This is a genomic window from Clostridioides sp. ES-S-0190-01 (assembly GCF_020658275.1).
GTDB lineage: Bacteria > Bacillota > Clostridia > Peptostreptococcales > Peptostreptococcaceae > Clostridioides.
Genome location: NZ_JACVWA010000039.1, coordinates 107,459 through 129,498, shown reverse-complemented (window position 1 = coordinate 129,498; position 22,040 = coordinate 107,459). Strand labels below are relative to the sequence as shown.

The 22,040-nt window shown below is 27.6% G+C and carries 29 protein-coding genes; 24 read left to right on the top strand and 5 right to left on the bottom strand.

The genetic code is table 11. The annotated features are described in order from the left end of the window. The first annotated feature begins 116 nt into the window (after nucleotides 1-116). Both IC214_RS14535 and IC214_RS14530 read left to right on the top strand, forming a co-directional pair. A complete protein-coding gene (locus IC214_RS14535) occupies nucleotides 117-317 on the top strand; it encodes a cold-shock protein (RefSeq protein WP_227434262.1) in 201 nt (66 codons plus the stop codon). A gap of 422 nt (nucleotides 318-739) precedes the next feature. Next, complete coding sequence (locus IC214_RS14530; RefSeq protein WP_227434263.1) at nucleotides 740-1,168, top strand: CBS domain-containing protein; 429 nt, start codon at nucleotides 740-742, stop codon at nucleotides 1,166-1,168. A gap of 148 nt (nucleotides 1,169-1,316) precedes the next feature. Here IC214_RS14530 and IC214_RS14525 read toward each other — a convergent pair whose 3' ends face one another. From IC214_RS14525 to IC214_RS14515, 3 genes are all read right to left on the bottom strand, one after another. After that, nucleotides 1,317-2,072 (bottom strand): peptidylprolyl isomerase, encoded by a 756-nt coding sequence (locus IC214_RS14525; protein WP_227434332.1) that lies wholly within the window; start codon nucleotides 2,070-2,072, stop codon nucleotides 1,317-1,319. A gap of 709 nt (nucleotides 2,073-2,781) precedes the next feature. Continuing rightward, a complete protein-coding gene (locus tag IC214_RS14520; RefSeq protein ID WP_227434264.1) occupies nucleotides 2,782-3,288 on the bottom strand; it encodes an ImmA/IrrE family metallo-endopeptidase in 507 nt (168 codons plus the stop codon). An 82-nt stretch (nucleotides 3,289-3,370) separates the two neighbouring features. Beyond that, nucleotides 3,371-3,691 (bottom strand): XRE family transcriptional regulator, encoded by a 321-nt coding sequence (locus tag IC214_RS14515; protein WP_227434265.1) that lies wholly within the window; start codon nucleotides 3,689-3,691, stop codon nucleotides 3,371-3,373. A 467-nt stretch (nucleotides 3,692-4,158) separates the two neighbouring features. Between IC214_RS14515 and IC214_RS14510 the strand changes: the two genes are divergently transcribed. From IC214_RS14510 to IC214_RS14415, 20 genes are all read left to right on the top strand, one after another. Then, nucleotides 4,159-4,599 carry a hypothetical protein gene (locus IC214_RS14510; RefSeq protein ID WP_227434266.1) on the top strand — a complete coding sequence of 147 codons (441 nt, stop codon included), beginning with the start codon at nucleotides 4,159-4,161 and terminating at the stop codon, nucleotides 4,597-4,599. A gap of 251 nt (nucleotides 4,600-4,850) precedes the next feature. Further along, nucleotides 4,851-5,294, top strand: a complete 444-nt coding sequence (locus IC214_RS14505; RefSeq protein WP_227434267.1) for a DUF6838 family protein — start codon at nucleotides 4,851-4,853, stop codon at nucleotides 5,292-5,294. Nucleotides 5,295-5,298: 4 nt separating this feature from the next. Beyond that, nucleotides 5,299-6,363, top strand: coding sequence for a phage tail sheath subtilisin-like domain-containing protein (locus IC214_RS14500; RefSeq protein WP_227834633.1), 1,065 nt, complete (start codon nucleotides 5,299-5,301; stop codon nucleotides 6,361-6,363). A 13-nt stretch (nucleotides 6,364-6,376) separates the two neighbouring features. After that, on the top strand, nucleotides 6,377-6,805 hold the full coding sequence (locus tag IC214_RS14495; protein WP_009896262.1) for a phage tail tube protein: 429 nt from the start codon (nucleotides 6,377-6,379) through the stop codon (nucleotides 6,803-6,805). 81 nt (nucleotides 6,806-6,886) lie between these two features. Next, nucleotides 6,887-7,333 carry a phage tail assembly chaperone gene (locus tag IC214_RS14490; RefSeq protein WP_227823675.1) on the top strand — a complete coding sequence of 149 codons (447 nt, stop codon included), beginning with the start codon at nucleotides 6,887-6,889 and terminating at the stop codon, nucleotides 7,331-7,333. A 26-nt stretch (nucleotides 7,334-7,359) separates the two neighbouring features. Next, nucleotides 7,360-7,527, top strand: coding sequence for a hypothetical protein (locus IC214_RS14485; RefSeq protein WP_227434270.1), 168 nt, complete (start codon nucleotides 7,360-7,362; stop codon nucleotides 7,525-7,527). Beyond that, nucleotides 7,527-9,974 (top strand): hypothetical protein, encoded by a 2,448-nt coding sequence (locus tag IC214_RS14480; protein ID WP_227866770.1) that lies wholly within the window; start codon nucleotides 7,527-7,529, stop codon nucleotides 9,972-9,974. The genes IC214_RS14485 and IC214_RS14480 overlap by 1 nt, the downstream gene beginning before the upstream one ends. Beyond that, nucleotides 9,974-10,396: a phage baseplate protein gene (locus IC214_RS14475; protein WP_227823677.1), complete on the top strand. Its 423-nt coding sequence runs from the start codon at nucleotides 9,974-9,976 to the stop codon at nucleotides 10,394-10,396. Before IC214_RS14480 ends, IC214_RS14475 begins: the two co-directional genes overlap by 1 nt. Before the next feature lie 203 nt (nucleotides 10,397-10,599). Then, nucleotides 10,600-12,207: an NlpC/P60 family protein gene (locus IC214_RS14470; protein WP_227866769.1), complete on the top strand. Its 1,608-nt coding sequence runs from the start codon at nucleotides 10,600-10,602 to the stop codon at nucleotides 12,205-12,207. 14 nt (nucleotides 12,208-12,221) lie between these two features. Beyond that, nucleotides 12,222-12,548: a DUF2577 family protein gene (locus IC214_RS14465; RefSeq protein ID WP_227866768.1), complete on the top strand. Its 327-nt coding sequence runs from the start codon at nucleotides 12,222-12,224 to the stop codon at nucleotides 12,546-12,548. Beyond that, the gene (locus IC214_RS14460) at nucleotides 12,548-12,976 is read left to right on the top strand and encodes a DUF2634 domain-containing protein (RefSeq protein ID WP_227823680.1); all 429 of its coding nucleotides are present in this window, start codon (nucleotides 12,548-12,550) and stop codon (nucleotides 12,974-12,976) included. The genes IC214_RS14465 and IC214_RS14460 overlap by 1 nt, the downstream gene beginning before the upstream one ends. Next, nucleotides 12,969-14,021, top strand: a complete 1,053-nt coding sequence (locus IC214_RS14455) for a baseplate J/gp47 family protein (RefSeq protein ID WP_227434276.1) — start codon at nucleotides 12,969-12,971, stop codon at nucleotides 14,019-14,021. Before IC214_RS14460 ends, IC214_RS14455 begins: the two co-directional genes overlap by 8 nt. Then, nucleotides 14,018-14,635, top strand: coding sequence for a putative phage tail protein (locus IC214_RS14450; RefSeq protein WP_227434277.1), 618 nt, complete (start codon nucleotides 14,018-14,020; stop codon nucleotides 14,633-14,635). Before IC214_RS14455 ends, IC214_RS14450 begins: the two co-directional genes overlap by 4 nt. A gap of 1 nt (nucleotide 14,636) precedes the next feature. Then, entirely contained in the window at nucleotides 14,637-15,416 is a 780-nt protein-coding gene (locus IC214_RS14445; protein ID WP_227866767.1) for a phage tail protein, read from the top strand. A gap of 22 nt (nucleotides 15,417-15,438) precedes the next feature. Next, nucleotides 15,439-17,268 (top strand): hypothetical protein, encoded by a 1,830-nt coding sequence (locus IC214_RS14440; RefSeq protein WP_227823682.1) that lies wholly within the window; start codon nucleotides 15,439-15,441, stop codon nucleotides 17,266-17,268. 14 nt (nucleotides 17,269-17,282) lie between these two features. Further along, on the top strand, nucleotides 17,283-17,576 hold the full coding sequence (locus IC214_RS14435; protein WP_227866766.1) for a hypothetical protein: 294 nt from the start codon (nucleotides 17,283-17,285) through the stop codon (nucleotides 17,574-17,576). After that, nucleotides 17,576-17,758, top strand: a complete 183-nt coding sequence (locus IC214_RS14430) for a hypothetical protein (RefSeq protein WP_227823684.1) — start codon at nucleotides 17,576-17,578, stop codon at nucleotides 17,756-17,758. Before IC214_RS14435 ends, IC214_RS14430 begins: the two co-directional genes overlap by 1 nt. 750 nt (nucleotides 17,759-18,508) lie before the next feature. Next, the gene (locus IC214_RS14425) at nucleotides 18,509-18,739 is read left to right on the top strand and encodes a hemolysin XhlA family protein (RefSeq protein WP_227823685.1); all 231 of its coding nucleotides are present in this window, start codon (nucleotides 18,509-18,511) and stop codon (nucleotides 18,737-18,739) included. A gap of 14 nt (nucleotides 18,740-18,753) precedes the next feature. Next, complete coding sequence (locus tag IC214_RS14420; protein ID WP_227823686.1) at nucleotides 18,754-19,011, top strand: phage holin family protein; 258 nt, start codon at nucleotides 18,754-18,756, stop codon at nucleotides 19,009-19,011. Between the two features lie 255 nt (nucleotides 19,012-19,266). Then, a complete protein-coding gene (locus tag IC214_RS14415; protein ID WP_227866765.1) occupies nucleotides 19,267-19,641 on the top strand; it encodes an N-acetylmuramoyl-L-alanine amidase in 375 nt (124 codons plus the stop codon). A 318-nt stretch (nucleotides 19,642-19,959) separates the two neighbouring features. Here the strand turns inward: IC214_RS14415 and IC214_RS14410 are convergent, their stop codons facing one another. Both IC214_RS14410 and IC214_RS14405 read right to left on the bottom strand, forming a co-directional pair. Further along, nucleotides 19,960-20,415: a hypothetical protein gene (locus IC214_RS14410; RefSeq protein WP_227434279.1), complete on the bottom strand. Its 456-nt coding sequence runs from the start codon at nucleotides 20,413-20,415 to the stop codon at nucleotides 19,960-19,962. 235 nt (nucleotides 20,416-20,650) lie between these two features. Continuing rightward, entirely contained in the window at nucleotides 20,651-21,061 is a 411-nt protein-coding gene (locus IC214_RS14405; protein ID WP_227836130.1) for a helix-turn-helix domain-containing protein, read from the bottom strand. A gap of 298 nt (nucleotides 21,062-21,359) precedes the next feature. Between IC214_RS14405 and IC214_RS14400 the strand changes: the two genes are divergently transcribed. After that, nucleotides 21,360-21,569 (top strand): helix-turn-helix transcriptional regulator, encoded by a 210-nt coding sequence (locus tag IC214_RS14400; RefSeq protein ID WP_227434281.1) that lies wholly within the window; start codon nucleotides 21,360-21,362, stop codon nucleotides 21,567-21,569. A gap of 37 nt (nucleotides 21,570-21,606) precedes the next feature. Next, nucleotides 21,607-21,816: a hypothetical protein gene (locus IC214_RS14395; RefSeq protein WP_227434282.1), complete on the top strand. Its 210-nt coding sequence runs from the start codon at nucleotides 21,607-21,609 to the stop codon at nucleotides 21,814-21,816. Nucleotides 21,817-22,040 lie beyond the last annotated feature (224 nt).

Below are 22,040 nucleotides of genomic sequence, written 5' to 3'. Positions count from 1 at the left end.
ATTGTTAATGTATAAAAATAATAATAATTGACAAACATAGCTATATATGATAAAGTAGTAATAAGGTTACAGAAAAGAGTAGCTAAATAATTGTGTTTTTTTAGGAGGATTTATTAATGAAAACTGGTGTAGTTAAATGGTTTAACAATGAAAAAGGATTTGGATTTATATCTGTAGAAGGTGAAGGAGATGTTTTCGTACATTTCTCAGCTATAACAGGAGATGGATACAAATCATTAGAAGAAGGACAAAGTGTTGAATTCGAAGTAGTGGATGGAGCTAAAGGTCCTCAAGCTGCTAACGTAGTTAGATTATAATTAAAAATTCATATATATTAGTATTCTAGTAATATGACAGATAAGCCGCTAATCGTTTAGCGGTTTTTTCAGTTTTTTGTAAACTAAATTAATTGCAAAATAAATTAAAATTATTAAAATAAAGGCATTAATAATAAGATAAATATGTTAAAATTAATAGTGTAGAGTAAAATTATTATGGCTAAGTTTAAGTCAATTAACCTCTAGTTAATTTTCTATAAAAAGAATAAGTGACGCTGATAGACCATATAAAAATATTAATAAAGTATAGACATTTAAAGCTATTAAAAGAAAAACGCTTGTTACAGCGTATAGTATCTAAAAAATACTTAGAAAATGAGAAAGGAGAAAGTTACTGCAAAAAAGTAACATTATAAATATTGGATAATATTTATAAGTTTTCGGTAACGGTGGGTAGTGTAATGAACATATTATTCTTTCTAACACCAAAAAGTGAAGTAGCATATATATATGAAGACTACACTATAAGGCAAGCCCTAGAAAAAATGGAATATCACAAATACTCTGCAATTCCAATAATAAGCAAAGAGGGTAAATATATTGGAACTATAACAGAAGGTGATTTTTTATGGACATTAAAAAACGACTTAAATCTGGACCTAAAAGGATTGGAAGATGTTCCAGTAACAGATATAAATAGAAAAATGGATAATTCTCCTGTTTCCATCAATGCAGATATTGAAGATTTAGTAATAAAATCTTTAAATCAAAATTTTATTCCTGTTATAGATGACCAAGATACATTTATTGGGATAATAAAAAGAAGAGATGTAATAGGTTATTGTTATGAGATAATACGTGGATATAAAAATTTAGCAGATGATAATTAGAAAATTTTTTGAAACTTTTCAAGTTTCTACTTCTATTCTTTGTAATAAAAGAATAATAATATGAAATTAAATTCTTAAACTTTAATATAAAAGCTGTCTTTTCTAAAAATTATAGATAAGACAGCCTTTTTTATCTGTTGTTTTATTATTAGTCGTTGTATTTTACAAGATTTCCATATTTAGCATTAAGAGAATTTATTTTATTTCCATAAACTTCATTTTGTTTTTGGTATAATAAACTTTTTTCAACTTCATCTTTAACTTCATCAAATGTAGATTCTGTACTTTCTTGAAGGTCTTCTAACTTTATTATATGGTATCCAAATTGAGTTTTAACTGGTTCACTTACTTCACCTTTAGCCATAGAGAATACAGCTTCTTCAAACTCAGGAACCATTTGTCCTCTACCGAATGTTCCTAAATCACCACCCATATCTTTAGATGGGCAAGAAGAATGTTTAACAGCAGCATCTTCAAAAGATATTTCTTCTGATTTTATTTGAGCAAGTATTTCTTTAGCTTTTTCATCACTATCTACTAGTATATGTTTAGCAGTTGCACTTTCTGGTTTAGAAAAAGAACTCTTATTAGCTTCAAAGAATTTTACTTTTTCATCTTCTGTTACATCAACACTAGATAAAACTTTATTTATAGCAAATTGCTTTAATACATTTGCTTCTATTTTTTTCATTTCTAACTTAAACACTTCTTCTTCATCTAATTTTTCGTCCTTAGCATCTAAGAAGAATAGTTCTTGGTTTACTAAATCATTTAATAAATGTTTTTTTCCTTCTTCAGTTTTAAATTGCATTGCTTGATAAGGATCTAATGATTTTAATGCATTTTCAATATCAATATTAGTTATCTCTTTTTCTCCAACTGTTACTAAAACTTTTTTTTCCATATTTTCCATAATAGTTAACTCCTTTTATAGTGTATTTCATTATTAATATAAAGCTACCAACTTAAATAATATCAGAAAACGATGTATATGTCTAACATTTAAAGTCATATTAAGTCAAATAGACTTAGATTTAATAGAACAAGGTGATTACAATCAATAGAATTGAGGCCATAATTCCCACTATTCCTTCTTCATGTTTAAATTTAAGTGTTTTTACTATTGAATAATAAAAATATATTCCAGTAAAAACTATCTTTAGATACAAGAAAAATAAACTCTTTGGATATATCAAGAAACTAAAAAGAGTAAATATGAATGCAAGTAAAGTGCTTATCCTGTAAAAGAAATCTATTTGTGTAATGTCTTTATATTTTATTATAAATATTGAGTATAAAATGATGTAAATAATTGCAACAATTGTATAAGCAGTAAATAATGTATTTTCAAGAGTACCATTTGAAATTACTATCCACTTATACCACATAATTGGCCAAAAAAATAGTGCTAAGAACTTAAAATAATTATCAAAAAACTTTTCTTTATACATTCATCAAACAACCTTTCTTAAAAAAGCATGTATTTGTTTTTAGAATTTTAAATAATGTGCTATCATTATTATATATTAATATTGAGTTTATAGAAACCAAAATTTGCTAAAATAAATATATAGATTTTTGCTATTAAGTCAATTAAAATTACTACCATTTTATTATGAAATTGGATCAAATATGTAGAAATATGGCAAATTAGTTAATACAAGATATTTATTATTACCAAGTGGTAAAGTTTGTTTTTTTAATGATAAGAATTCCAATCTTTTTTGAAAAAATTTGATATCTACATTAAGCATATCAGCCATTTCATAAACACAAGTAATACCAGAATTAATTATATTTATTATATCTTCTTCTGTAATTAAAAATTCACAAGCCCATTTTAAAGCTTTATTTTCACATTTATCTATAATGATTTTTGTGTAATAATCATTATAAGAGGATATATAGTATCCAAAACTAGTGAAATGATGTCCAAGTTCCTCTGCTAATATGGATGTAAGTTTATTGGTATTTTGTTTTAAGTTACTGAGTAATGATATAACTTTTATACCATGCCTGTTTATATATAATCCTTCTAAGTCACCTGCAATATGAGTGGTATAATGAATTATTATCTCTTCCTGAGAAGCTAATTCAAAAAGTTTATCCAAATTATTCATAAAAATCCCCCTAATATAGAATGTATGTTTGATGAAAAGTTATATTAAAAGAGCAGAGAAATAAATCTGCTCATTATATAGTTTATTTTTTTTTATATTTATTTAGTAAAAATTCTATATAATCATTAAGTTGTTCTTGAGCTTCTTCAGGTAAGTCTTCATGTGGATTTTTTCTATGTGCCGCAACAGTGTCAATATTTTCCTTAACCAAGGTTCTTCCAAGAAGGTAATCAACTGATACATTAAATACATCAGCCAATTTATTTAAAATATGTTCATCAGGAAATCTGTTTTCTGTTTCATAGTATCCTAAAACTCTTTGAGAAACTCCTACTTTTTCACCAAGTTCTCTTTGAGTAAATCCAAATTCCTTTCTAAGTTCTCTTAATCTTTTGGCAAACATTATAACACCACCTTATGTATAAATTATAACAAATTGTTCTAAAAATTAAAACTAATAAAAGAAAAAAGAATGATTTTTTCTAAAAAATATTGATAAAGAACAAATAATTCTATATAATGAATATAGATAAGAACAAAATATTCTTAATTATACTAGGAGGAGAAAAGTATGTTTAAAAATAATTTAAAAGGTTACAGAGAATCTATAAGGTTGTCGCAAACTAAATTTGGAGAAAGCGGGAATTACAAATAATTATATATCAAGAGTAGAAATAGGCATAAAAAGTTATGATTCATTTTGCATAAAAAATTCTGTTATTTCAGAACAAAATATGAATAAAATTTTTTGAATATATATAGAACAAAATGTTCTTTAAAGTTTGTGGAACTTGCAATAAGGCTATTGATTAGAAACTATCATTATAAAGTTAAGGCTAAAGACAATAAAATATAAAAAGGAGAAATACAATGGATAATAAAAAAGATATATTACTTAAGGAAGTAGATGAAAGATTACATAATTACAAGTATTTGGATGTAAAGATAAAGAATATTAACCTAGATATAAAAAGATGTGAAAATGAATACTTTGGATGTGGAGCTGTAGTTTATACTGAAAAAACTAGTACTACATATAATATAAGTTCTTCTGTTGAAAATGAAGTTATAAAAAAAGAGGAGAGATTAAGAAAATTAAAAATGGAAAAAGATGATATAGAAATAGAAAAGGAAAAAATAGAAAATGCTCTAACTTGTCTAAATGATATGGAGATGGAATTTTTTAATCTCTTTTATAATAGTAAGACTAAAAATAATATGACCTATATTTCTATGAAATTGCATTTAGATAGAACTTCTTGCTACAACTTAAAGAAAAAGATGATTTGTAAATTAAGTGAAATATTATAAAAAACATAACACTTTTACAACACTTTATACACACTATAGCAACAACACCCACTGAAATACATGAGATAATGTTATTGTGAAAGAAATCTATAGTGAGGGAGGTGAGGAATTGAGAAACATGATATTACCTAAAAATATAGAGGGAACATAACAATAGAGAAATTAGATGTATCTTTAAAAATTACTTATGCTACTCATAAGAAGTTTGCCACATTAAGTAAAAAAATATTTAGTGATAGCGTGGTGATTATTTGCTTAAAAACAAAGAAATATTAGAAACAATTATTGATATACTTAAAAAAAGTTTTGATGAAAGTATTTTTATTGATGATGAAAGTATGCAAGGTTCAGAAGGGTCTTGTTTTTTTGTAAGTATGGTATCAGTTCTTTGTACACCCATAATGTTAAAGACAAACAACAAAGATGTTGTTATGTCTATAAAGTATTTACCAAGACCACAATCAAATAATATAAGAATGTATGAAGTTTCAGATGAACTTGATAAGCTATTTAATAGAACTGTAAATGTAAGAGATAGAAAATTAAATATAGCTAAAATTGAACAAAGCATTAAAAAAGAGGAGTCAATTTATACATTGAACTTTTCAATTACATTAAACTTTCTTGATAGTGTATATGAAGAAGAAGAAGTATATGAAAATATGGAAGAAATAAATTTAAACTTAGGAGAGTGATAGTATGGCTATAGGATTACCAAGTATCAATATATCATTTAAGGAGCTAGCTACAACTGTTAAAGAGCGTTCAGCTAGAGGAATAATTGCAATGGTGCTTAAAGATACCAAAGCACTAGGATTTAATGAAATACATGAAAAAGAAGATATACCAGCTGATTTATCTGCTGAAAATAAAGACTATATAAATATGGCTTTGATGGGAAATGTCAATGCACCAAATAAAGTATTAGTTTATGTGTTAGGAGAAGAGGAAGAGGTTCAAAGTTCCTTAGACTTTTTAGAAACTAAAGAATTTAATTATTTATGTATGCCTAAAGCAATAGAAGCTGATAAGAATGTCATCAAAAGCTGGATAATTAAACTTAGAGATACAGATAAGGTTAAAGTTAAAGCGATATTGGGCAAAGTTGCAGGAAATCATGAGGGAATAATTAATTTTACTACAGAAGATACATTAGTTGGAACAAAGAAGTATAGTGCTGAGGAGTTTACGAGTAGAATAGCTGGTATTATAGCAGGAACACCTTTAAGTCAATCAATAACTTATACTAAGCTTGGTGATGTTATTGATATACCTAAAAGCACTAAAGCTGATGCAGAGTCAAAAGTTAATAATGGAGAGCTTATCCTTATTAAAGAAGCTGGAGCTATAAGAATTGCCAGAGGAATAAATTCTTTAACTGATTTAACTGAAGAAAAAGGAGAGATGTTCCAAAAAATCAAGATAGTTGACACTTTGGATATTATACATAGTGATATAAGAAAGGTAATTATAGATGACTATATAGGAAAAGTTACTAATAGTTACGATAATAAATGCCTATTAATAGTATCGATAAAAGGTTATTTAGAAGAACTAGAAAAATCTGCTCTTATAGAGTCCAATTCTACTGTTGAAATAGATTTTGAAGCACAAAAATCTTATTTGAAATTAAAGGGAATAGATTTATCTTATATGACTTCACAAGAAATAAAAGAAGCTAATACTGGTTCTAAAGTATTTTTAAAAGCAACAATAAAAGCACTAGATGCTATGGAAGATATAGATTTATCAATAGAAATATAGGAGGATTATTAATATGGCAAATATGGAAGCTAGAAATGTAATGAGTGGTACTTGGGGAGAACTTTGGCTTGATGGAGATAAAGTGGCAGAAGTAAAGAAATTTCAAGCAAAGATGGAATTTACAAAAGAAGATATTATAATAGCAGGTCAAATGGGAACTGATACGAAGTATATGGGATATAAAGGGAAAGGTTCAATAACTTTATATCATGTCAGTTCAAGAATGCATAAGTTAATTGGAGAAAAGATAAAAAGAGGTTCTGAACCTAGATTTGTAGCTATATCTAAGTTAAATGACCCAGATTCTTATGGAGCAGAAAGAATAGCAGTAAAAAATATAGCTTTTGATGACTTAACTTTAGCTGATTGGGAAGTTGGAGTAAAAGGAGAAATAGAGGCTCCTTTCACATTTACTGAGTATGACTTCCTTGATATAATTTAGTTTTATCTGGATAGTTAGTAAATATATAGTTAATAAATGCTGTTAGTTAATAGAAATTGATTGATAAAGGAGTAGATAATAATGAGTGAAAATGGATTATCAAAAAATATAAATATAGTAGACTTACTTTTAAATGCAGATACAGACAATTTAGAAAGACCAAGTACTGTAGTTGAACTTAAGAGATTATCAAGTATATTTGATCAGGAATTTAAAGTAATGTGCAAAGCTTTAACAATAAGTAAAGATGAGGAGATACAAAATACTTGTCTTAAAATTGATGAAAATATGAAAACGGATATAGACTTACCAGAGATGCAGATGCTTACAATTATAGAAGGTGTTTGTGATTTAGATGGAAAGCTTTTATTTAAAAACAAGGAATTAATGAGTAAATTTAAGGCTCCAACTCCAAAGGAATTGGCAAGAAAGCTATTGTTACCAGGTGAAATTACTAATTTATACAGAATCCTTCAAGATGTAATGGGTTATGGTAAAAATGCAGTAATAGAAGAGGTAAAAAACTAATAGGGACGGATACCAAAACTACAATAATGTATTATTATTGGAAGACAAAAGGTATTAGACCGTCCCTTTTTTATGCAATGGATAAAGGCGAATTAAAGCTTATTGAAGCTTTTTTCGCCTTAGAAATTGAAGAGGAAGTTGAAAAAATGAAGCATGGATACGGAGTTTGTCCTTTGACAGGAGGTGGTATATAGTGGGTAATGTAAGAGAAGAAGGTATAAATATGTATCTTACAGATAATTACACTCCAAAGATGAATCAAATCATATCAGTAACGGATACTTTTAGAAGAGCAACTGTGGCTGTTTCTCTTTCTACTAATGTAATGGCTAGTAGTATAAAAAATTCTATTGGAAGTGCAAGTAGTACATTAAATAGTTTGAATTCTTCTTTAAGAAAAGTTCAGACTACTGCTAGTAGTACAAGTTCTACTATGACAAAATTAAGTTCTAGTATAAATTCTGCTTCAGGAACGATTGGAAGTTTAAATGGAAGTATTATGAGACTAGCAGTAACTATAGCTATGATTATTGATTATTTCAGTAAGCTGATTCAAAAGAAAAATGAATTGAACTCAAATGCCAAAATTATAATAATATTTGATTTTAAAGCTAAAGAGATTGAAAAAGCTAATTCAAAAATAAGTTTCCTAAGAAGCCTTGCTTCTAATATAAGGTTAAAGATAGAAAATTCAAGTGCAAAAAAGGTACTTGGTAAAGTACTTGAAAAGTTAAAAAAGATTAGTGACAAAGCATGGCCAGTTGTAATAAAAATAAAGGATACAGCTAAGGGTGTTGTAAGTAATCTCTTGGAAAAATTGAAATACTTTATTAAAAATAGCTGGCAAGGAATTGTTAATCTTAAAGATATGGCAAGTAGTATTATAAGTAAGGTATTTCCTAAGTTGAGATGGTTTGCAGGGAAGGTATGGACAGGTGCAATAGCTGTAAAGGATATGGCGAGTGGAATACTTAGTTCTATAAAGGGGAAGATATCAGATTTAACAAATGGTGCTACTATAGGTGTTGCTGTGAAAAAGGGTGTTGACTTACTTGGTCAAGAGCAAAATCAGAAAGTTGTTTTAGAAAGTGTAATGAAAAGAAATACTGGGAGTACTAGTAAAAAAGATGTTGATAAGTATTATAATCGTTTAGTAGATATGGCAAATGATACACCTTTTGATCCTGAAGATGTTGTTGCAATGGGAACTAAAGCTAAAATGATTAGTAATATTACTGGGGGTAAAAAAGAAGAAGATATAACTCAGGCTATGGTAGATGTTAGAGCTTTAAATATGGATACAAGTAGTACACAAGATGTATCAGCAGCTTTTTTAAGTGCAGCAAAGGGGAATATGGAATCTCTTAATACTTTGGTAGGAGAAAATTATAAAACTTTTGATGAAGCATTGGAAGGTATAAGTATAAAGCAGATGGGATTAGCTAAAGAAATGAGTAATACAATACCAGGTATAATAGCAAGTGCTCAAACAAGTATTAATAATGGTTTGAAGAGTATTGTTAAACCTTTCGATGATATTTTAGGTCAAGGAATAAAGAAAATAAAAACTTTTATAGAATGTGGGTTATCAAATTTAGCTAGTATATCTAAAAGAATGGCCGAAAAGATAGGTAATGTAGTGAATGGTAGAGGAATTACTAGTAATAAGGATGAACAAATGCAATTTAGAAGTATGAAAAATAAAAAAGGGCTTCCTGATTCTGCCCAATTTCGACTTTCTAGTGAGGTTGAAAAGCGTAAAATGATGACTGAAAATAAACAAGAAAATTTTGAAAATAGTGCAGCAAGAATGATAGGGAATGCTCCAAAAGCAATTGTTAATACAGGAAATACACTATTACAAAATATTGACTTTACTGCACTAATGGATTCATTATTACCAGTAGTAAACTTAGTAAATAATTTACTAGACAGTATAAATAATAAATCACCAATTGCACAAGGGTTAATAAGTATATTTGGTACAATAGTAACTACAGCATTTCAACTAATTGGGCCTGTAGTTGAGGTTGTTAGTCCAATTATTACAAGAATTTTTACCTTTTTAGGAGAGCATGCTCCACAAATAAATTATTTTATTGAAACTATGGGTAACGTATGGAAAACTGTATGGGAAACATTAGGTCCAATTTTAGAAGAAGCATGGAAGTTTTTGGAGCCACTTTTAGATTCTTTTCTTGATGCATTAAAAAACTTATCTGATTTTATAAATTTAATTTGCGATTCATGGAAGAAGATGGTTAAGTCTATAAATGAAAGCCCGATAACTGCTAAAATAGGTAAATATATTACAGAGAGAAGAAAGAAATATGAAGAAGAAGGTATGGACAGTGGATTAGCTCATGATTCAGGTACAAATCCTGATATAAGTGCACTGTTTGGAAAGGCATTTGGATTAAACTATGTACCTTATAATGACTACCCAACAAGACTTCATGAGGGGGAAATGGTTCTAACTAAACAAGAAGCCAATCAATATAGAAGCGGAAAAAGTGGTGGAAATATAAGCATAGCCAAGTTAGCTGATACAATAGTAATTAGAGAAGAAGCTGATATAGAAAAAATTACATCAAAATTAGTTTCAAGTATAAAAATGGCACAATTAGGAGGTGTATTATAATGGAAATGTGGCTTAGACAAGCAGAAGATAGATTTAGATTTCCAGTATTTCCATCTTCCTTTAGTATTAATGGAAAAGCTGCTGTAAACTCTTCTAGTATACTCAAAATAGGTGAAATAGCAACTTTTGGAGGTATAGCTCTTAAAAGTATTTCAATATCAAGTTTTTTTCCAAATAAATACTATACTTTTTGTGATTATACAGGTTTTCCATCACCATATGATTGTGTAAATAAGATTGAAAAATGGATGAATGAAGGGCTTATATTAAGATTTACAATTACAGAAACAAATATAAATATGGAGGTCATAATTGAGGGTTTTAGCTATGAAGAAAGAGATGGGACTCGAGATGTGTATTTTACATTAGATTTAAAAGAGTATAAAAGAATAAAAATACCAAAGGTAACTCCAAAAAAATAACTATTATGGATAATAAGTTGTAAACAACTGCTGATAAAGTTAAATGAAAAGGCAGGTGATTTTTTATTATTAAAATTTGGGTACACATAAAAAATGGAAGTATATATGATATAACTGATATAGTAGATAAAGTTTCTTGGTCAGGTGATTATAAATCTCCATCAAGAACTCTAGAGTTTTCAATAATCCAATCCTCTTTTGATGTGAATTTTCAACAAATAGATATACCAATAGCTAGTACGATTTGTTTTTATGTAGATGAGAAAGAGCTTTTTAGAGGAATGATAATTAATAGGTCTAAAGATTCAAGTAGTAATGAAATTAGTTTTGTATCTAAAGATATGGGATTTCTACTTACACAAAGTGAAGTGTCATACAACTTTAAAGACAAGTTAGTTGAAGATATAGCAAAGCAAGTCTTTGCTGAAAATAAGCTTGCAGTTGGAACAATAGCAAAGACTAATGTTAAGCATACTAAGATGTTTATAGGAGTAAATGGATATGATACTATAATGAGTGCATATACAGAGGCAAGCAAGAAGACTAAGAAAAAGTATATGATAGAAGCCAATTTAGATAAGTTTAATGTTATTGAAAAAGGAACTGTTACACTAAGTGTTATGTTTGAAGAGGGATTTAATATTATAAATACTACTTTTTCAGAAAGTATGGAAAATGTAAAAAATAAGGTGATAGTAGTAGACCAGTATGGAAGTAAGATTAGTGAAAAAGTAGACAGTGAAATTTTTAAAGAAGTAAATGTAATAATGCAAAAAGTAATTCAGCAACAAGAAAATCAAGATGTAGATGTGGATAGTGAGTTTAAAGGTATAGAAAAAAGCTGTTCTCTCAGAGGTTATGGAGATGTAAGTTGTATAACTGGCAGAGGGGTAAAAGTTAAGGATTCCTATACAAAACTTGTAGGGTTATTTTATATAGATACAGATAAACATACATGGCAAAATGGAGAGTATCAAATTGAACTTGAACTAAACTTTCAAAATCTTATGGATGAAAAGTCAGCAGGTCAAGATGAACCTAAAGAAGAAAGTAATTTAGGAGGAGAAGGTTATACAGGAGGAACGGAGTTTACAGCAGAATTTACAGCTTATTGCCCTAGAAAAGAAGAAGGTGGAGATACAGACTGTAGAGAGAAAAAACTTGACCCATCTAAAAAAACTTGTGCTGCTCCTATGGTTGGTAAATATGAACAAACTTACTACACAAAAGAGTTTTTAAATAAACATCCTCTGCTGAACTATGGAGATGAAATACAGGTAATTACAGGAGTTTCTGGACGCGACGGAGTGTATAAAGTAAATGATGTAGGATCTGCAATAACTATAGAAAAGAATGGAACATACCACATAGATATTTTATTTGGAAATGTTGAAGAAGCTAGTAAATTTGGAAGAAGAAAAGGAAAGATTATTATTGGTGGTTACGCTGGTAATGTATCTGATAAAGCTAAAACAGTAATATCAGAAGCAAAAAAACATCTAGGTAAGCCTTATAAATGGGGTGGTAATGGACCAAATAGTTTTGACTGTTCTGGGTTAATGGTTTATTGCTTTAAGAAAGTTAGTATTAATTTGCCAAGAACTTCAAGCCAACAATCCACAGTAGGAAAGAAAGTAGAGAAAAAAAATTTACAAGCAGGAGATTTAGTATTTTTCCATAATCCTGTAAGTCATGTTGGATTATATATAGGAAATGGAGAATTTATAGAAGCACCTGGTAAAGGTAAAAAAATTAGAGTAAGTAATTTTAATAGCAGAAAAGACTTTAACATAGCTAGAAGGATTTTTTAGAGGATGGTGATATAATGGCAAATCCGATTAATGAATTTATAGGAATAATGAGAGAAGAAGGGAAGTATCATAATCAACCTTCTTTTTTTATTGGAAAAATTAAAAATAAATTACCAAATTTAAAAATAGAGACAAATAACATCATATTAGAAAAAGAAGATATTTTAATAGATAGCTGGATACTTGATAGACAGATAGAATCCTTTGATACAGAAACAAAGCAAGAACATAAACATGAAGTAAAAAATCCTTTTATAGACGATCTTGAATCTGGAGACATGGTAATAATGTTTAGAATAGGCGAGAAATTTGCTGTTGTAAGTAAGTTGGTGAGTTTGTAATGAGTACGATATTTCCTTTTATAGGTGTTCCAGAAGATTATATCTTACCTAAAACTGAAGAATTACCAATTTTTTGTGAAGTAGCATGGGACTTTGAAAAAGACGAACCAATATTAGAAAATGGGGATTTTAAGACTGTTGAAAAAAATGAGGCCATAAGAGTTTGGGTTTATAAGTGTATAAAAACAAATAAATATGAACATGAAATTTACTCAGATGATTATGGAACTGAATTGACTGATTTAATAGGGCAAAAGTACAGCAAAGGTCTTACAGAAAGTGAAGCATCTAGATATATAAAAGAAGCTTTATTGATGAATCCATACATTCTACAAGTAAATGTATTAAATACTAACTTTAAAAAAGATGTATTAAGTGCAGATATAAAAATATCCACTATCTATGGGGAGGTGGAAATAAATGTATAGTGAACAAACCTATGAAGTAATAAAAAATAGAACTCTTAAAAATATAAATCTAGATGTTTATAAAGGAGAAGGCTCTTTTTTAAATGATATGGTTTCTGGAAATAACTTTGAACTTGCTAAAATGTATGTTGAACTTTCTAATATACATAAAATGGCTTTTATTGAAGATACTTATGACCAGTTACTAGATAAAAGAGTAAATGAGTTTGGTGTATATAGAAAACTTGGTAGTGAAGCTACTGGGGAAGTAGAGTTTATAGGGGATAATGGTGTAGAAATAGCAAATGGAACAATTATCTCTTATAAAGATTTATTATTTGTAGTAATAAAGGATGTTGTAATTGGTGATGAAGAAGGAAATATAAGTCCAGTTCAAGCATTAGAAATTGGAACTAAATACAATCTACCATCTGACTGTGAATTTAAGTTAAATGACACTATATTTGGGGTTGAAAAGATAACAAATATAAATAAATTTTCAGGTGGTACAGAAATTGAAACTGATGAAGAATTGAGAGAAAGGTTTTTCAAAATACAAAAGAATCAGGCAACAAGTGGAAATAAAGCTCATTATGAAGAATGGGCTCTAGAGGTTGATGGTGTATATAATGCAAAGATATATCCAAGGTGGAATGGCGCTGGAACAGTTAAAGTTCTTCTATTTGGTCAAAATAATCAGTCTGTTGAAGAAGAAATAATAAATAAATGTAGAGAACATATTGAAGAAGAAATGCCAATAGGGCCAACCTTAACAGTAACTACTCCAGTACCTATAAATATAAGTATAAGTGCTTCTATGGAATTAGAAGGGGGATACACTTTGGATATGGTAAAAAATAGCTTTTTAGAAAATATAAATCAGTACTTTAGAACCATAACTGGAGAAATTGTTTATACAAAAATTTTGGGTATTTTAATAAGTACTTCTGGAGTTCATGATTTAAGTAATTTACTTGTAAATAATTCAACAGATAACATAAAAATTGAGGATGATAAAATACCTAGTGTTACAACTTTAAATTTTAGTGAGGTGGAAGTTTTATGAAATTAATTGATAAACTTCCATCATTTTATAAGAATTATATAGTTGAAGCAATACAAAACTCTTATGATACTGAATTATCTTTATTGAAGGAAAATATTGATGATACTATAAATCAAATGTTTGTTGATACATCCACATGGGGTCTTGATATGTGGGAACAAATACTTTGCATTCAAAATAATGAAGATTTAAATTATGAAACTAGAAGAAGTAACATAAAAGCCAAAATACGAAGTTTAGGAACAACTAAAATAAAGGTTATAAAAAACATATGTGAGGCCTATACAAAGACTAATGTTGAAGTAGAAGTTCTTAGCAATGAATTTATATTTATACTAGAATTTGTAGTTAATAATTGTAGTTATAATTCAATTGTAGAGTTAGATAAAGTATTAGAAAGTGTAAAGCCATGTCATTTAGAACATAGGTTTAAAATGATTTTGTTGAATAAAAATGAATTGTTTTGTGGAACTGCTGTAAATACAGGAGAAACAGTTACTGTATATCCATGGACACCATCAAATATAGATATATTTGGAGAAATAAGTATTACTACAGGAAATGATAGAAGTATGGAAAAAGTGATATTATATCCTAAACAGGAGGCGATATAAATTGGCAGAACAAAAATATTATACAATTTTGACTAAAGCAGGTAAAGCATCTATTGCAAATGCTACTGCTCTTGGTAAGAAAGTAGACTTAGTGAAGTTACAACTTGGAGATGGTGGAGGAAATGAATACAATCCAACAGAGGAACAAACATCTCTTAAAAAGGTTGTTTGGGAAGGTGATATAAGTAATGTAAAAATAGACGATGAAAATTCTAATTGGATAGTTATAGAAACTGTAATACCAGGTAGTATTGGTGGATTTATGATAAGGGAAGTTGGTATATTTAATTCAGATAATAAGCTTATAGCTGTATCTAAATATCCAGAGACTTATAAACCAACTGTTGATTCTGGAAGTGTAAAAGATTTAATTATAAGAATTATTTTGGTAGTTTCTAATACTTCAAGTGTAAATTTGAAAGTAGACCCTACTGTTATACTTGCCACACTTAAAGATATACAAGACTTAGACACTAAAATAGATACAACTAAAACAGAGTTAACAAGCAACATAGAAACTGCTAAGACAGATTTAAATGGAAAAATAGGAGATACAACACTACTTGAAACAACAGATAAAACAAATATAGTTAGTGCAATAAATGAGGTAAAGACTAGTGTAGATAGTATAGAAACAACAGCAGATAAAACAAGTTATAATAATACCACAAGTAAACTTAATGCTACAAATGTGCAAGAGGCAATAGATGAGTTAAGTACTAGTGTGAATACAACTAGAGTAAGTTTAATAAACAGTTTAAAAGAAATGCTACCTATATAAAAAAAGAAAGGAAGTGATATGTATGGGAGTTCATTTTCCAAGATTATATGTGCCTTCACTTATAACAGTACAAAAACCTGCTACTAAAATTGCTATAAAACCATGGGACTATTGCGATAAAAATAAGGTCGCCGATTCCAATGGTGCATATGATATGATGAATTGTACATTGCCTGATGGTAATACTGTTGGTTGGGATAGAAGTGGAAGTTTTGACGCATATCCAGGCAATCGTTACAAATTAACCTATAGTTATTTTTTTTCACCACAAAATTCGAGTGAATGGACTAGATATTATGAAGATTGTTACTTTGATTGTCAATACAAATCTACAACACCAAGCATAAGTGGAACAGATGGTTCGCTGGGCTCTAAGAGTAGAGGATTTGGTATAAACTATACAATAACAAATGAAGATAGTTACACATACACAGTAAAAGTATATCTAAATGATGTTTTATTTGATACAAAGCAAGCAGTAAAAGACACTCAATACACTATAAATGTGCCTGACTCACTTGTCTTGTCACTTCAATTAAACTCTACCAATAAGATTAAAATAGAAGTTACAGGTGGCTATGGAGTATCTGCTATTTATAGAAACTATACATTTATAAAGTCTAATAGCACACCAACAATAAGTGGTACAAATGAAAATATAGGGAATAAAAGTAAAGGATTTACTTTAAAGTACACAGTAAATGACTTAGATTACAGAGATACTGTAAATGTTGTTACTAAACTTAATTCTACTATTTTAGAAAATATCACAAATATAGAAAAAAATAGAGAAAAAGAAATTGTGCTAACAGATGCAAAAATATTAGCACTTGGAATAGGTTCTAGTAATATAATAAGCATTGTTGCCACAGATAATAATGGAGCAAGTGCAACGAGAACATATACATTTACTAGGAGTAATAATTTACCTCAAATAGTAATAAATGAATTTAATAGTACACAAGTAAAATTCATAGTATCAGACTTAGACAATAACTTAAATAAGATAGAGCTATTTTTAGATGATACCTTAAAAGAAACTATAACATCAGACTTATATCTAGAAAAAACATTTAACTATACATTAGAAGCTAATTCAATACACACAATTAAGATAAAAGCAACAGATGCAAATGGAGCAAATGAAAGGTTAGTAAGTGTGTCAAATGGAGTACAACCGCCACAAACTGACGATTCACTTGAGGATATAGCAAATACTGTATCAATAATAAAAGATAGTTTTATAAATGGAAAAACACATATTATTAATAAATTAGCATTAAAAAATGTAAATGCTACATTAAATAATACACTAGTAGAAATAGGAGAAATGATTGGAACAGCATTTAGTTCGTCAGACGCTAGCGTACAAGATTTGATGAACCAATTAACACAAGCTAATAACACTATAACACAGTTAAATTCTCAATTTAAAGTAGCAGGTGGTACTTCTGTTGCACAAAGAAACGACGGAACTAAAATTGCTTATAACTATAAAAGGTCTACAACTTCTAAGTTTGGTGGATGGCTCAAAATTAATAATTTAGCTTTTAAACCTAATATTTTTGTATCTGACTGCGAATACTATGACAGTAATTATAGAGTTGACTATAAATATCTTACATTTGCTTGTTGTGGTTTTACTACAAGTGGTAAACAAGATTTTGTTGCTGTATTAATTTATAGTCACTCAAGTGGTAGCGATAAATATACTGGTGATGGTTTTATTTATAACAATAATGAAGGAGATGTATGGTTTAATGCTAATGGCGTTCAGGTTCCTGCTTATTTACCAGGTGATAGTGGAAGTTTTACTTATACTTGGCGTGCTGTTAAATTTATGAATACTTAATAGAGGTGATAATAATGAATAGAGCAAATAGAATAATTTATGACCAAACTGGAAAAATACTTCTACAGATAGGAGAAGCAACAGGAGATGTATTAGAACATGATACAATAACTGAATTACATTGGATTGATGTTCCATATGGAAGTATAGATTATACTAAAAATAGAGTTACAGGTATAAATATAGAAACTAAACAACCTATCTTAGAAGAAATACCAGTATTCATGAGTGATGAAGAAAAGAGAATACAAGAGTTAGAAAATCAAATTTTATTAAATGAAAATGAAAAAGTAGGAGGAATTTTATAATGAATATAAATAATGTTGTTGTAAAAATATTGGCAGAGAGAATACTAAATGAAGGACTGAATCCTTTAAAAAATAGACCTTTTGAACTGGATGATGTAACTAACACAGAGTACAGAAAAGCAGTAGAGGATTATATAATTAGAGAAAGTGGAGTAGTAGAAGGAGCAGAACCTACAGTATAGGGAATGTTCCTTTTTTAATACAAAAAACAGTATCAAATGAGCGATTATAATATATAAAAAATGACAGATAAGAAAAACAATAGATTTATTCTATATAGTGCAGAAATTTTATTGATTTTAAAACTTTTATATTGTAGTATTTTCTTAAGATTCATAAAAATGTTAAGAAGAAATTATACTATGAATATAATTCAGAATATGGCCAATAGTATTAGGAATATAGTTAAGTATATTTTGAAGATGATTAAGAATTTATATCCTAATGAGTTGTAAAATTAGAAGATAATAGGGTAGAAAAGATAAAGGAAGAGTTTAAACTTATAGAGGACGGATTAAGTAGTATAAATACAAACGAAGAAAAGATACTTCATTTGAAAATTATAAGACTTAAATATGAACTAAAAATTATGTCAAGAGAAAACATATTATCAGCAAATATATTTGATAGTATTATCTCAAAATTTTGCCAATTGAAGTTGTTGTTTTTGGGATTATGCTAATCAATAAAAGATTAGAAACTTTATTTGAAAATAAAAGTATAGAAATAGTTTTCTATATGGCTTTATGTACAATTGTAGTTTTATTTCTTATTTATTTTGTAATAAAAACTATTTCTCTATCTATTTGTACTTATTATACTAACAGTATAGAATAATATAAAATTATATTAAAGTTAATTGATTTAAAAATTGAAGAATTAGGTTTATTTTAATTTAATTCTTTTTTATTTCAATTAATTAGGAGGTTTTCATGAATGAAGAACTTTTCAAAGAGAATTTGAAACGACATGAAGTAACAATAAATAAACATAATGATGAAATAGACGAGTTAAAAGTAGCAAATATAGAATCTAAAGCAGAGTTAAAAGCATTGTGTGAAAATCTCAACTCACTTACAAGTATGTTAAAATGGCTAATTGGAACAATGATTACAACTCTAGTAGGGTTCTTTATATTTGCAATTCAAGTAAAATTATTTTAATGTGAGGAAAATACATGAATAATTTAATGAATTTTATACCAGAGCAGTTACTAATTTTAGTAGCTGCTCTTTATATTATAGGAGAATGTTGTAAAAAATATAAACAATTAAATAACAAATATATTCCAGTTGTGTTATTGCTACTTGGAATATTTTTTTCAATATGGATATTAGGATTAAGTCCCAATGCAATATTGCAAGGAGTTATTTGCTGGGGAATTTCAATAGGCTTAAACCAAACATACAAACAATTTAAGGATGGTGATAAGTAACATGAAAGTAATAGTAGTACCAGGACATACATTGTTGGGAAAGGCATAGGAGCAGTTGGATATATATGAAGGAAAAGAAAATAGAATCCAGACCTGATAATAAAATGGCTAAAACTAGGAGGAGTAACAACATATACTGATAAAACTAATAAATCAGATAATTATTTATCAGAACAATGTCAGATAGGCAACAAACAAGATATAGATCTAGCAGTTTAAATCTACTTTAATGCAAACAAAACAACTCTAAATCCTATGAGAACAGAAATAATATATAAGACAAATGATGGGAACATATGTGAAGAAAAAGTCAACTCAAAACTTTCAACAGTTTTTAAAAATAGAGACCCCAAAAATAACACAAGAGATCTATACTGGCTTAATCATACTAGAGCACCAGTAATACTAATTGAAGCTTGCTTTGTAGATAGTAAGGTAGATACTGATTATTATATTAGAAGCAAATATATAGTTGTAAAATTAATAGCAGAAGGAAATTTAAATAAAAGCATAAAAGAAGATTTTTCACAAGATATATTTGAATACACACTATTATGTTATGGCGAAGTGTATAAAGCAATTGCAATCATAATGTACTTTTATATTAATAAGATTATAGAAATGAAATAGCAAATAATATATTTTCAATAGGAGGGAAAGCCTTTAAAGTAATAAATAAAGATGCTAATAAGTATATTGAATTCATTGGGAAAGATAGAAAAGATATTTTTGAAATTGTACTAAAATATATTTAAATTATATTCAAAATAAATAAAAAATGAACATATTATATATGAAAATTATTAATTTCTAATTAATCGGATTAATGAAAAACTAAATAAAACTGAACAAATTAGAATTTAAAAATAAAAATAAATCAAATATTAAAAATAATATAATTAACAAAATATAAAGAGGTAGCATAATGCTACCTCTTTTTTTATTAAATTATTGTCTGTTAACTAAAATAGCTATCTTAGCATCTGGATTATAACTTATTTGAACCATTTGATTTTTCTTAATATGTTCAAGGTCTTCACCACCATAAGCAATTTGTAATTTAACTGGTAGTTTACCTTGTTTTATAATAGCAACATACTCTTTTTTACCTTTTTTCTCTAAACTAATCAAATTGCCAACATAAGGTTTAAAGTTTTGATACTTTTTACTAGAATTTCTTATGTAGAAGAAAGCACCAACAGCAATAACTAAATTTATGCCAAGTGTAACCCAAGAATTGATTTTCAGCATAGCTCCAGCGATTATTATCACGAACATTAAAACGATAGGTAATATAGCCTTCTTAAGAAGTAATTTACCCATTATTTCATTAGCCTTTTTCTCAGGGCCACTCATAGTTTTTGATCTAGCAAATGATTGCGCGAATTTGTCTTTTAAGCCCATTTTATCCTCCTAATTTTAATAAATATTTAGTTATAATAATGAGAGATTACTTGAAACTAAAAATTTACTACATTTATATTATGTTTGACTTTTGTATAAATAATTACATTCAAGTAAAGCAAAATATACTAATTATTTTATCATAAAACTATAAAAAAGAAAATAAATGAAATAAAAATATTAGAGCAAAGAAATGATGTAAAATCGTATCAAAAGCAACATAAAAATTATTTATCTATTTTTTATCTCTATTTTTATCATACTCAGTTTTTTCAAAATCTTTCTCTTTTTCATATTCATGAAGTTTTAATTCAATCATACCTTCTATTTTTGCTCTATCATAATCACTTAGTTTTCTAAAATTTTTTAAAAGTTTTATTTCATTAGAACTGATGCTATTAAATGGATAGTTTGGTGAGGAATCGCAAATTAAATTTGATTCTTGTGATATATTATCTCCATTTAATAGCCAGTCTACAGAAACATTAAATATATCAGCTATGGATTTTAATATCTCATAATTTGGTTTTCTAATATTTCTTTCAAATTTACTCAAATTATCACAGTTTAACATTTCTTCTAATTCATATTGCTTAAGGTTCTTTGTTTTTCTTAAATAAACAATTCTTTCTCCTAAAGTATCCATAAACACTCTCCATTCAATTAATGTCAGAAAGACTTTTTAAAATATAGATAGTTGCAAATTTAAGGTCAAAATGACATAAAAAATATTGACTTAAGGTCAAAATGACTTTATAATTAATTTAATGATACGAAATTACATCCTAATTTTAGCACAAAGTAATCAAAAAATCTTATTTAGTATTAAATAAATTCATGTACTTAATATTTGTACATATTTAAAAAATATACTAAACAGAGGGAGGTGTATAAGTTTAATAATAAAAATAAATATAAATTATTTAGAAAGGGAACTTGATTAAATGGATACTCGAAAAAAATGGATACCTTTTTTGGGAATACAGGTCAAGCAAAGGCTTATTGAATTAAACATGACTCAAAGGGAATTAGCAAAAAAAGTCGGTGTTAATGAAAACTATTTGTCAGCTATTTTAAATGGCAGAAGGACAGGAAAAAAATATAAATCATCAATTTATCAATTGCTTAATATAGAATACTCAGAAGAAGATTAATATTAATAACTAATATATGAAGAAGGGACATATTCTTATGTGTAAATTAGATTCAGATGGAGTAATAGAGTGCTGTAGAGCAATTGATGATTTTATTACAGCTCTCAATGGTGTACGAAGTTTAAACATGGAAAAATTGGATATTTTAACTAAATATTCTACTTCATGCTCAATCCTTCTTAAAGAGGAAAATTACGAAGGATGTACAATTGTATATAAAAAGATGTTGGAAGAATTAAAGACGTAAGTAATATATTAATTAGAGATAGAAAGAATTACATAGTGATATAGAATATTTTTAAAAACATATAAAAAACATATAAACTAAAATATGGATATGTTAATTCAACTACAATAAATGTATTTGTAATTAAATCATAGTTTATTTGAGCAATTTAATATCCATATTTTAGTTGCCAATTTATCACAAAAAAAGAATCTCTACAAATGATGTAAATTCGTATCAAATTA